At 37.8% G+C, this 12,699-nt stretch carries 6 protein-coding genes; all 6 read right to left on the bottom strand.

What is annotated here, in order from left to right:
* Positions 1-31 precede the first annotated feature (31 nt).
* The gene (locus BLT30_RS00395; RefSeq protein WP_089870449.1) at positions 32-2,614 is read right to left on the bottom strand and encodes a TonB-dependent receptor; all 2,583 of its coding nucleotides are present in this window, start codon (positions 2,612-2,614) and stop codon (positions 32-34) included.
* 106 nt (positions 2,615-2,720) lie between these two features.
* Positions 2,721-3,926 (bottom strand): PepSY-associated TM helix domain-containing protein, encoded by a 1,206-nt coding sequence (locus BLT30_RS00390; protein WP_089870447.1) that lies wholly within the window; start codon positions 3,924-3,926, stop codon positions 2,721-2,723.
* Positions 3,927-3,952: 26 nt separating this feature from the next.
* Positions 3,953-6,070, bottom strand: a complete 2,118-nt coding sequence (locus BLT30_RS00385) for a TonB-dependent receptor (RefSeq protein ID WP_089870446.1) — start codon at positions 6,068-6,070, stop codon at positions 3,953-3,955.
* A complete protein-coding gene (locus BLT30_RS00380) occupies positions 6,067-7,266 on the bottom strand; it encodes a PepSY-associated TM helix domain-containing protein (RefSeq protein ID WP_089870444.1) in 1,200 nt (399 codons plus the stop codon). The genes BLT30_RS00385 and BLT30_RS00380 overlap by 4 nt, the downstream gene beginning before the upstream one ends.
* A gap of 34 nt (positions 7,267-7,300) precedes the next feature.
* Positions 7,301-9,463 (bottom strand): TonB-dependent siderophore receptor, encoded by a 2,163-nt coding sequence (locus BLT30_RS00375; RefSeq protein WP_089870442.1) that lies wholly within the window; start codon positions 9,461-9,463, stop codon positions 7,301-7,303.
* Positions 9,464-9,613: 150 nt separating this feature from the next.
* Positions 9,614-12,685 (bottom strand): preprotein translocase subunit SecA, encoded by a 3,072-nt coding sequence (gene secA, locus BLT30_RS00370; protein WP_089870440.1) that lies wholly within the window; start codon positions 12,683-12,685, stop codon positions 9,614-9,616.
* Between the last annotated feature and the right edge of the window lie 14 nt (positions 12,686-12,699).

Below are 12,699 nucleotides of genomic sequence, written 5' to 3'. Positions count from 1 at the left end.
ATATGTGTCAAATATTAATTTAATTTTAAATTTAGAAACTGACTTTTATCGTTAGCCCAAAAGTTCTCGGGTCTCCCAAAACGCCCGCATAATGTCCCGCATTCCCCGCTCCCGGAAGCAATTGTTCGAAATAATCCCTGTTAAAGATATTTCTTGCCCAAACATAGGTCGTGACACCTTGTCTCACTCGGAAACCGAATCTTGTGTTGAATAATGCATAACCGGGAATATTCAAAAATTTGGACGGTGTTGGACTGGATGAGAAGGTTGAACGATAATAACTGTCCAAAGCAAAGAAATAATCGCCTTCATATTTCATTAATTTCCCCGCAAAATTAAATTCTCCACCTGTTGAACCTGCCCATTTTGAAACACCCGGCAAAACACCTCCGGAAATATCAACATAATTTACGCCGCCAGTATCTTCCAATGCTGGCGGAGCATTGGTGAATTTCTTATAAATCGCTTCTGTGTAAGCCAAATTCGTGAAGAAATAAAAGTTGCTGAATGTATAAGAAATGTCTGTTTCAATTCCTCTTACTTGTACTTTTTGTGCATTGGCAAGATAACCTCTGTTAAGTTGCAGGCTTTCTGCTTGAACCTGTATTTGATAATCCTTGATGTCAGAATTATAAACTGTTAAATTGAAAATGAAATTTTTAAGAGGTTGAGATTTTAGCCCGATCTCATAATGTAGGATTCTTTCCGGTTTTACAACAGCGAGCTCTGTCATTACTCTTCCGTTTTCTGTTGGAAGTCCACCAAGGTTAAGGCCAACCGGTTTGAAGCCTGTTGAAAAGGTTCCGAAAAGATTATAATTTTTAGTTGGTTTATAAGCTAATGTCAATTGTCCGGAAAAATTGGTATCATCAATCGAGGCATTGAATTCCTGATTGCTGTAAACGGAGTTTTTAATTGCTTGTAAAGCTTCTTTATCAGGATTATCATCCGAAATTTCCAATCCTCCGTAAGTAATTCTTTTAAAATCAATTTCTTTTTTATCATAATTAATTCTAATTCCGGGAAGTAAACTAAATTTTTCGGTGAAAGCCCAATCCAGCTGTCCAAACACCGCTCCACTGAAAGAATTAAGACTTGGATAAGTCTTGATGCCATATCCGTCTAATAACCCTGGAGTTTTCCAAAGAGAACTTGTTGAACTTTGAGAGAATCGCCACTGGTCTTTTCCTGCTTCCTCAATTTGTCCGTCTTTATCAGCTCGTAATCTTTGCCAGATTCCGAAAACACCAAAGACACCGCTCAATTTTTCATTGAAATTTCCTGACCAGCGGATTTCCTGGCTCCATTGCTGGTGTTTACTTGGCGCCTGTGATTTTGCCAATGCTGAAAGTCCTATAAAATCTCTGTCATTTGAAGGATTCCAATTCCAGAATCTCCATGCTGAGGTGGATGTGATCTTTCCTTTTCCAAGATTATATTCAACGTTCAAGGAAAGTCCGCCCATATCTTGCTCGGCTTTCCAAGGCGTATCCGTGTCAACTATTCTGTTGAAGGGGTCGATTTTTGGAAGTGTATATCCAAGGTCGGAAATGATATTATTGAATTGCCTGTAAGCCGCTCTTTTGGTAGTCACAACTCCTGCAATGACCTGCGCGTACCCATTTGCTCTTAATCTGTTATAATCTCCGGTTAGAATTAATTTCAGATTTTCATTCGGTTTGTATAACAATTGATCCCGGATAGCGATGGAATTGATATCATTAAGTTCCTGATTGGTCCTCGAATTATAAATTGTTCCATCTCTATGCGTTCCGGAAGCGGAAAATCTGTTCGCAAATTTATCAGTAATCGCTCCGGTTACAGATGTTTTTGCTTGAATAAAACCGTAATTGCCATAACTGATTTCGGCTGTTCCTCCAGTTGTAAAACTTGGCTGTTTTGTAGTGACGTTGAAAGTTCCTGCTGTTGTATTTTTACCAAACAATGTTCCCTGCGGACCTCGCAAAACTTCGATTCTTTCGATATCAACAAAATCCAAAGTTGTAGCTGCTGGTCTGGCATAATAAACACCATCCACGTAAAATCCCACACCAGGGTCAAGTCCGTCATTCGTTAAACCATAAGTTGACCCCAAACCTCGGATGCTGAGACTTGTATTCCTAGGTGTCGAACTGTAAAACTGAACGGATGGAACCAGTTCTTTTAAACGATTGACGTTGAATGCTCCTGTTTCTTCAGCCTTTTTCCCTGAGATGACATTGATAGGGATCGGAACTTGCTGAGCTGTTTCTTCCCTTCTTCTGGCTGTTACAACAACTTCTGTGATTACAACATCGTTTGGAAGGAGTTTGATAAATAAAGTATCTGTTGGATTTTCTTTTATTGATACAAATCTTGTTTCAAAACTACTTTTCTGAATCTTTAATTCAAAAGGAAAAGAATTAATATTATTTAGAACAAAGTTTCCATTCTGGTCAGTCTGTATTGATAGATTTTTATCCGTTTTCGACGATATTTTTACGCCACTGATGGATTTATTATTGATGCTGTCAAGGATTTTTCCGTAAATGGAATTCTGTGCAAAAGAAAATGTGAATGATAAAATAGAAAAGACAAAGGCTGCCTTTTTAAAAATAGTCGAAGGTCTGCTCATAGTTTAAAATTAATGAGCAAATGTAGAAAAGAAATAATCTATACCAAAATAGTATGAATTAAATTTAATAAAAAACCCGAATGATTTAATTCAGGTTTTTTGTCAATTATTTAGTTGTAGATTTTTTTCTTCGTCCCCACCAGATCATGAATCCTGTAATCGGCATTGATGCGATGATCAGACTTACAATGAAGGCAATAATTTTCGTAGGCAAACCTAATATCGCTCCTACGTGGATATCATAATTGGCTCCAACAACTTTTTCTCCAAAGTTTTTATCCTTTGGATCATGTCTGTGCAGAAGTTCTCCAGAATTTTCATCAAAAATAAGACTGCTACTTTTATGATAAGAATAAGATAAATGCTTTACATAAACTTCGAAATTCGGATGCTCGTGGTCATCGATATGCGGATGTCCCAAGTCCAGCGAAAAAGCGTAGGCGTCAGGATAAAGTTCAATGACTTTGTTTGAGATCTTATCTAATGTTTTATCTGTTCTCATCTCGATTGGTGCTTTTGTTGTGATCTTTGAAAAATCCGGGTAAGCTGTTTCTCCTCCTGAAAATATCACGTAGATCATCGCCTGAACAACAAAAAAAGCATAGAATAATCCCGTGATAGTAAGAATTAACGCAAATATTGAAGAATAGAAACCAAGAATATTGTGAAGGTCGTAATTTTTTCGTTTCCATTGTGTTGTGTCTTTCCACTGGAATTTGAACCGTTGTTTTCTAGCTGCTTTATTTTTTGGCCACCAAAGGACGATTCCTGTGATCAGCATGATCAAGAAAATTATAACCGGGATCCCAACAACGTAAGTTCCCCATTCCTGCTTCAAGAGAAAACTCCAATGGATAGATTTTACAATCGCAAAGAATCCGTTTTTCTCATCATAGACCTGCAGGACCTTTCCACTGTACGGATTAACGTAAGCCAATTTGTAGATCGGAAATTCGTCAAAGTAATTCCATTGGTCTGGCTGATGCTCGTACCAATAAAATTGATAGGACATTTTTCTATCAATAGGAACGTTCACCCAATGGATCGGAAATTTTTCTTTGGTCTGCTGATCAACTAATTTTTCCAGCTCCCGAATCGGAATCACTTTTTTGGATTCGATGTTTTGCTCGTTGTGATAGATATATTCTTTACGGGTAAAGTTTTCTATCTCATCTTTGAAAACGTAAAGTGCACCGGTAATCGAAATAATAAATATCAGGAAACCAATGGACAAGCCAAACCACAGATGTAGTTTGGCCGACCATTTCTTGAAAAATCCTGGTTTCTTTTTATGATGGTGTTTTTTCTTCATACTGATTTGAGCGGGCTAAGATAAACTTAAAATTTGTATTCGACCATGAAGGTTCCCCTCATTCCCATAGAATTGGTAAAATCACTATCTCGTGCTGCCCACCATGCGATGGCCGGCTTGTACATTTTGTTCAGCACGTTCTCAATACCCAGAGATAGTTTCCAGCTTTTATCGATATCAAAGCTTGACTTAAAGTTGAAAACTGTGTACTCGGGAACTTTTCCTTCCCCATAGGCGAACAAACCTGTTTTCACGTTGGGTGAAAATCTGTCTTGTTCGAATGCATGAAGCATATCCAAACCAACAGATAATTTTTGTAAAGGTCTCAGCTGAATGTAAGCCAGAACTTTTGGTGCAGAGATCCTGCTGTTATTGATCTTTGCTGAATAATCTCCGTCGTCTTTTGGTGAAGTGATTCCTTCCATCCAACTGTAACTTCCACCGAAATTAATCCATCTTGCCGGTCTGAAATGTAGGAAGCCTTCAACTCCATAAACTACTTCCGGTGCTCTTTGTATAGTCAAAGCTCTATCCGGGCTCTGGACAAATGAAGCGCCCAGTTTTGATGTGCTTACATAAGAAGTGATCTCATAGTCCAGCCATTCCGTCATTTGTCCGGTTGCTCCCAATTCATAATTGTTGACGATAATCGGTTTTGTTTCCAGGTTTGTGATCGTATCGGAAGTGGAGGTTCTCAGGATCCTTCCTAATTCGTTGATGGAATAGGATTGTGAAAAGCTTCCGAACAGATTGACCATCGGATTGATATTATAGCGGAGTCCGATATTTCCAACCAAAGCATTGTACTCCAGGTCGCCACCTTTTACAAAAATACTTTGGGTAAATGTCCCATCATTTTTGATGGTGGAAAGCGTATTGAAATCACCGACTTTCACTTTCATATTTTCATACCGAAGGCCACCCTTGATAGTCAGATTTTTTAGCAGGTCAACCTTGATCAACATAAAAGGTGCGATATTCGTCATGTCCATATCGGGTGTCCAGTAACGGCCGTCTTCCAGCTTCTGTACAGTTTGGTCATCCAATACGTCAACCCCGTATATTACTTCTGCCTGAGAATTCTGACCATTCCAAAGCTGGGTGTCCAAATTTATCCTCGCACCACTTTTTCTGGAAATAATGTTGGACTGTCCTCCATTTAGGAACGTATCACTGTATCCGTACACTGTTCTGAAATCCTGTAAATAAAGATTGACGTCCAAGGCGGTCCCCGGCCAAAGATTTCTATTGTCGTAACTTAATTTGATATTATGGTTTCTCGGTGTTCCTTGCGGAGTCGTTTCAAGATTCTTTCCCTTACCTTCACCGATCGTTGGTATCAAGCCGTATTTTCCGGTCTTTAAGCCTAAGTCCAGGTCAGATCTTGAGGCATAGCCAATATATGAAGCTTCTATTCTTTGATTCTCATTGATGTTGTACCCCAGTTTCAGCATTCCGTTATAGTTGTCCATTTTTGCGGGACTGTATGTCGGGCTTAGATCAACACCATCCGCATCTTTCATATAGCCCGTCCTTTCGTAGGCCATTGACAAGACGTAATCAAAATTTTTCGTGACCTTTCCGGATAGTAATTGGCTTGCCCTATATCCTAAAGTTCCGCCATAAGCCTGGCCTGTAATACCAACCTGAGTAATTCCCGAGATCGTTTTCTCAGAATTGCTTTTTCTTGTAATATAATTGATGATACCTCCATCTGCACCATTTCCGTATATCGAAGAAGCCCCTTTAATAACTTCTATTCTTTCTATTACAGAAGGATCGATCACTCTTATATCTCTCGCACCGTTACGGAGAGGCGTAGATTGTGGAATTCCGTCGATCAGGACCAAAACCTGACGGCCTCTCAGGGTTTGTCCTGTGTTGGAAGTTTGTCCGGAACTGGTTGCCAGGCTCGGAACGGTGTATTGTAAAATGCTTGTAATATCAGAATTCACTGTCAATTGTGACTGTATCTGTTTTTGGTTGACAATGGTCACAGAACTTGGGATCTCCTTGATGTTTTCTTTTTTTCTGGAAGCGGTCAAAACAACGCCATCCACATCTTTTATATCTAATGAATCCTTTTGCTGTGCAACTGTCATGACCGTAGCAAGCGATGCCACGGATAATATTATTTTCTTCATTTTTTAATTCCTTTTTTCTTCTTTCCAAGCCATAGTAAAAATCCGGTTACAGGCAATGATGTACAGATCAGCCCTGCGGCGAACCAAATAATTTTTCCGAATAATCCGAAATATGACCCAACATGGATATCATAATTGGCATTGGCATATTTTTCTGCGTTGTTAAGCTTCTGATGAGGTTTATTTGCTAATAATTTCCCTGAATATTTGTCGAAAATCAATTGATTTCTGATGACAAATTTTCCGTCTTCATCATAAATGGCCACCGGAATATTTTTTAAATCCTTTCCTTTTTTATTTTTTCCGTTTAAAGGAATCCTGAAACTCGATGCATCTGGATATAATTTTTTAGTTTCCCAGGCGGCAAGATCAAAAATGACTTTGCTTTTCCTTAATAATGAGTCCGGGGATTTGAACTCCTTTTCTTTAGGAAGTTCCCACGAACCTGAAAGTGTTACATTGAATGTATTTTTAACCCATGGATAGGCAAAGTAGATTCCGGACACACTCAATAGCAAAGCCACAAATGAAGCATAAAATCCCAGAATGTTATGAAGGTCATAGTTTCTGCGTTTCCAAGTTCTTACATTTTTCCAGTCAAATGAAAGCCTTCCCTTTCTAGATTTTTTGTTTTTCGGCCACCAAAGAATGATTCCAGTGATTAGCATGATGATGAATAAGACAACGGGAATTCCTACAACATACTTCCCCCAATCTGATTTTAATAATAAGCTCCAATGGATAGCTTTCAAAATGGGGAAAAGACTATATTTTTCATCATATATTCCCAGAACCTGTCCAGTGTATTGATTGATATAAATAAGCTTATTGACCTTTATTTCCTGAAAATAATTCCATGCCTGTTTATCCTTTTCATAGTACAAAAATTCATAAGATCTATTTTTGTCCAAAGGGATCTCTACAGAACTGGCCGGATATTTTTCATTTACTACAGATGAGACCTTTTCCTTCAGGACTTCTATCGGAAGCGGTGTTTGTGTAATCGTTTCAGGGTTTACATAGATGACACCTTTTCTGGTTTGATTTTGAATTTCGTCTTTGAAAACATACATCGTTCCTGTCAAGGCTACGATGAAGACAATCAAACCAATGGATAAGCCAAACCACAAATGCAGCTTGGCAGACCATTTTTTTGTAAAAGAAGGTTTCTTCTTATGAAGGTGCTTTTTCTTCATAAAGGTTTAAAGTAGAGTCGACAGATTCACTTTTTTAGAATTTATATGCTATTGAGAATCGCCAGTTTCTTGGTGCTTCTGCTTGATAATAGTATCCTCCTTTGTATGTTCCGTCAGCTTGTAAGAAACTATATCCACTCCCACTATACAAGTATCTATTAAAAATATTAAATACATTCAGGTTTAATCTGATTTTAGAATCTTCCCAAGACATGCCTGCATCGAATTTCAGATAATCATTCATTTCTAAAGGAGAATCCTTACTTCCCCAATCCCAAGTGCTTCTGTCAGCTAAAAAAGTTCCTCCAAATGTGAATCCAAATCCCTTTAATAAATTATCTTGTGTGAAAGTATAATTTAACCAACCATTCACTGTGTGTTTAGCATAACCAGGAACCCTTTGACCTTTAATAGCAGATGGTGTTGTTTCTGTATATGTATTTTCAGTAAAAGCATAATTGAAAATTGCATTAAAGCCTTTTACTATCTCTCCTTTCAAATCAAATTCTGCTCCCTGAACTCTTGTCCTTCCTAGGAAAATAGAATAAATACCTGAAGGATCTGTTGGATCACCAGTTATAGCATTTCTTTTACTAATGTTATATAAGGATAAAGTGGTATTCCATTTTCCACCTGCCCAATCTCTTTTTAATCCGACTTCAACATTATTACCTGTAATTGGTTTTGCGGTTGAGCCATCCCTAAATAGTCCTGTTTGTGGAACAAAAGCCTGATCGTATAAAGCATAAGCTGAAGTATTCTGATCAATTGAATAGCTTAAACCAAAACGGGGTGTTATTTTTTCCCCTTTTTGTTCTGCCGCTCCATAAGCTTGTTGAGAAACATTTGTATATCTTGCAGCAATGGTTAATCTTAATTGATCTTCAAAAAAGCCCAATTCATCCTGTAGATAGACGCCATTGTAGTTTTGACTGATTGTCCCCCAAGGATTTGCTCTTTGTTCCAACGGAATACTTCCATCGAATGTCGGATATCCAGCGCTTGGAACTGTATAAATATTTGAATTGGTATCAAACGGACTAGTGGCCAAATCAATAGCTCCTCCCTGATTCCAGTCTGCCAGATATTTTTTGGAGCCCAAATCTAAGCCCGCAAGAATTTTATGTGAAACGCCACCTGTTTTTTCATAACCATTTAAGAAGACTTGACCAAATTTCATTACATTACTTGCTTCCCAGAAGTAAAGGCCTCTAATCATATATCCAGTTGCTTGGTCAAACATGCCAGGCCATATATCACTTCCTAAAGTGTGATTATTCATATAAGTCAATTGTGCGGTCAACTTCCAATCTGAGCTAAATTTATGCTGTAAATTAATATTTGCAGTATGATCATTAATATTTGTGGGTGCAATCCCCGGGTCAGATACAGTATAATCAACAGGTTTAGTTCCGTATCCATCAAAACTGTATACATAAGATGAGCCTACTTCTGACGACTTAGCTTTTTGATATATATACTCCGCAGTTAAGACTGTTTGATTGGTTAAATCAACTTTAATAGATGGATTAATAATATATCTATCATTAAATTCATATTTTCTGAAACTATTTTTATTTTGAGCCATTAAATTAAGTCGGAATGCAACTTTCTCTGATAGTTTGGAATCAAAATCAGTTTCTCCTCTGTACATATCAAAACTTCCTAGAGTAACACGAGCTGATCCATTAAAATCTTTTCCTGTAGGTTTTTTAGTAACAACATTGTAAATGCCACTAGGTTCACCATTGGACATTAAAAAGCCGGAAGGCCCTTTTACGAATTCAATATGATCAACATAGCTCATATCTTCACTTAAAGGCCCCCAAGGAGTTGTTACATTAACACCATTAAAAAAAGCTTCTGCGCGAGAACCTCTCATATTTACTCTGGTATACATATCTCCCCAATGCTCTAACCTTTGTGCTCCTGCAACGTTTCTTAAAACTCCATCACTGAGAGTAGTTATCTGCTGATCTTCTAATGCTCTGTTGGTAATTATTGTAATGTTTTGAGGTATTTTGATAAGCTCTTCATTTAATCGGAGAGAAGATGATCCCTCCTTTTCATTATACTTTTTATAGTATTTATTAAGTATTACCTCATCTATATCATTTGACTTTTTAATCGTGTCATTTTCCTGAGCAAAAGCAAAAGTGGAAACCAAAACCACAGCACTCACAATAATTTTCTTCATTAGCCGAATAATTTTTTTTGCAAAGGTATTATTTTTAATTATTCTAAATTAACAAATTTTGTGATTTTTATCAGATTATTAAGAATTGTTCCAAATAAAAATCCTGCTGATAAATCAGCAGGATAATGTTTTATAGTTTTAAATCTATTCTTAAGCAGGGATTTCTCCTTTGTATAAGAAAGAAACAATCTCTTTATTCACTTTATCAACCATTTCGCTAAACAAGTAGAAAGACTCTTGCTTGTAGATTACCAATGGATCTTTTTGCTCATAAACGGCACCTTGCGAAGAGCGTCTTAGGTCGTCCATTTCTCTCAAGTGTGTTTTCCAGTTTTCATCAATGATTGCAAGAGAAATATTCTTTTCGAAATCCGTGATCAATGATTCACATTTGGTTTCGTAAGCTTCTTTTAGATCTGTCACAATGGTCATTGTTTTGATGCCATCAGTAAAAGGAACCTGGATCATCTTGAACATAGAACCTTGGTTAAGATAAACATTCTCGATAATTGGATAAGCTTTTTCCTTAAGAAGATTCAATCTCAAGTCATAGTCCTCTTTTGCCTTTTTGAAAACGATATCTGTAAGAGCTGGAATCTGAGTACTTCCAAATTCTGACTCACTTACAGGTGCTTCCATTGTGAAATGTTTGATGATCTCGAATTCGAAATCTTTGTAATTTCCAGTTGCTTTGGTCTGAGAAACAATTGCAGCAGCCGTATCATAAATCATGTTTACGATATCGTACTTCAAATGGTCTCCAAACAACGCATTCTTTCTTCTTTTGTAGATTACGTCACGTTGCTTATTCATGACATCATCATACTCAAGCAATCTCTTTCTGACACCAAAGTTGTTCTCTTCAACTTTTTTCTGAGCTCTTTCGATAGATTTGGAGATCATAGAATGCTGAATCACTTCGCCTTCCTTATGTCCCATTCTATCCATCATTTTCGCAATTCTTTCGGAACCGAAGAGACGCATCAAGTTATCTTCCAAAGAAACATAGAACTGAGAGCTTCCCGGATCTCCCTGACGACCGGCTCTACCTCTCAACTGTCTGTCAACACGACGGGAATCGTGCCTTTCTGTACCAATAATTGCTAAACCTCCAGCATCTTTAACCTCTCCTTTTAGTTTGATATCGGTACCTCTACCAGCCATATTCGTAGCAATCGTAACAACGCCTGGGCCACCTGCTCCAGCTACAATCTCTGCTTCTTTCTTGTGAAGTTTTGCATTCAGAACTTGGTGTTGGATCTTTCTTAACTGTAATGCTTTTGAAAGTAACTGAGAAATTTCAACCGAAGTCGTTCCCACCAAAACAGGTCTTCCTGCTGATGTCAATTTCTCGATTTCTTCGATTACCGCATTGTATTTTTCACGATTGGTCTTGAAAACCAGATCTTGTCTGTCATCTCTCTGGATTGGTCTGTTCGTAGGAATCACAACCACATCCAACTTATAAATCTGCCAGAATTCTCCGGCTTCTGTTTCCGCAGTACCAGTCATACCGGCTAACTTATTATACATACGGAAATAATTTTGTAAAGTAATTGTTGCAAACGTTTGAGTTGCCGCTTCAATCTTTACATTTTCTTTGGCTTCGATCGCTTGGTGGAGTCCGTCCGAATAACGTCTTCCTTCCATGATACGACCAGTCTGTTCATCAACGATTTTCACTTCGCCATCAATTACCACATATTCATCATCTTTTTCAAATAATGTATAAGCTTTAAGCAATTGATTCATCGTGTGAATACGCTCAGATTTCACAGAAAACTCTCTGTATAGCTCTTCCTTGGCAGCAAATTCTTCTTCTTTGGAAAGGTTTTTCTTTTCAAGTTCAGCAATTTCTGTCCCGATATCGGTCAATACAAAGAACTGCGAATCCTCGTTACCCGCAGACATATATTCTACACCTTTATCCGTTAGATCGATTTGATTATTCTTCTCATCGATCACGAAATAAAGATCTTTATCTACGATTGGCATATCACGGTTGTTATCCGCCATATATTGCCCTTCAACTTTCTGAAGCAAGGCGCGGTTTCCACTTTCCGACAAAAATTTGATCAATTGTCTATTCTTCGGAAGACCCCTGTAAGCTTGAAGTAATTTGAAACCACCTTCTTTATTATTTCCGTTCGCTATTAATTTTTTAGCTTCGTTGAAAATTGCGGATACAGTTTTTTTCTGAACCTCAACAATTCTGTCGATAGAAGGCTTAAGAACATCAAATTCTTGCCTGTCACCTTGAGGAACCGGCCCGGAAATAATCAACGGTGTTCTCGCATCATCGATCAAAACAGAATCCACCTCATCGACGATAGCGAAATTCAGTTCTCCTTGGACCAATTCTGAAGGATTGGTTACCATATTATCTCTCAGGTAATCAAAACCAAATTCGTTATTCGTTCCGTAAGTGATACTTGCCTGATAAGCCTTTCTTCTGGAATCTGAGTTAGGTTGGTGAAGATCGATACAATCAATCGTCAATCCGTGGAATTGATACAATGGCCCCATCCAAGCCGAGTCTCTTTTCGCCAAATAATCGTTAACCGTTACAACGTGAACACCTCTTCCTGGTAAGGCATTAAGATAAATTGGTAAAGTTCCTACCAATGTTTTACCTTCCCCTGTTGCCATTTCTGCAATTTTTCCAGAGTGCAATACAACACCACCAATAAACTGTGTGTCATAATGAACCATATCCCAAACTACCGGCGTTCCGGCCGCGTCCCAAGAATTTTTCCAAACAGCAATATCGCCATCTAGAAACACAAAATCTTTTGTAGCAGCCAATTCGCGATCTCTGTCTGTTGCAGTAACCCTGATCTCTCCGTTCTGGGCCAAACGCCTTGAAGTTTCCTTCACCAACGCAAAAGCTTCCGGTAGAATCTCATTAAGAACCTTTTCTTCTACCTCATAAGACTCTTTTTTAAGCGTTTCTATTTTAGTGAAAAGAGCCTCTTTTTCGTCAACGTTTGTAGAGTTTTTTATCTGCTCTTTTACTTCGTCTATTTGGGTTGTAAACTTAACAGTTGCAGATTTTATCTTTTCTTTGAACTCTGCTGTTTTATCTCTCAATCCATCATCAGATAATGATTGGATGTTAGATTCTACTGCTTTTATTTTTGCGACAACTTTCTTTACTTCTTTAAGATCTTTTGCATTTTTGTCTCCCAAAAAACTTTTAAGAACTGTATTTAAAAAACTCATAATTTGCTATTTGC

This window comes from Epilithonimonas hungarica (assembly GCF_900102265.1).
Lineage (GTDB): Bacteria > Bacteroidota > Bacteroidia > Flavobacteriales > Weeksellaceae > Epilithonimonas > Epilithonimonas hungarica.
The sequence above is the reverse complement of the archived record's forward strand: the minus strand, read 5'-3'. Positions and strand labels throughout refer to the sequence as shown.

What these genes read in the sequence shown, in the direction of transcription:
- BLT30_RS00375 (WP_089870442.1), bottom strand. Translation starts at nt 9,463, where the DNA reads ATGAAGAAAATTATTGTGAGTGCTGTGGTTTTGGTTTCCACTTTTGCT.
- BLT30_RS00390 (WP_089870447.1), bottom strand. Translation starts at nt 3,926, where the DNA reads ATGAAGAAAAAACACCATCATAAAAAGAAACCAGGATTTTTCAAGAAA.
- BLT30_RS00385 (WP_089870446.1), bottom strand. Translation starts at nt 6,070, where the DNA reads ATGAAGAAAATAATATTATCCGTGGCATCGCTTGCTACGGTCATGACA.
- BLT30_RS00395 (WP_089870449.1), bottom strand. Translation starts at nt 2,614, where the DNA reads ATGAGCAGACCTTCGACTATTTTTAAAAAGGCAGCCTTTGTCTTTTCT.
- secA (WP_089870440.1), bottom strand. Translation starts at nt 12,685, where the DNA reads ATGAGTTTTTTAAATACAGTTCTTAAAAGTTTTTTGGGAGACAAAAAT.
- BLT30_RS00380 (WP_089870444.1), bottom strand. Translation starts at nt 7,266, where the DNA reads ATGAAGAAAAAGCACCTTCATAAGAAGAAACCTTCTTTTACAAAAAAA.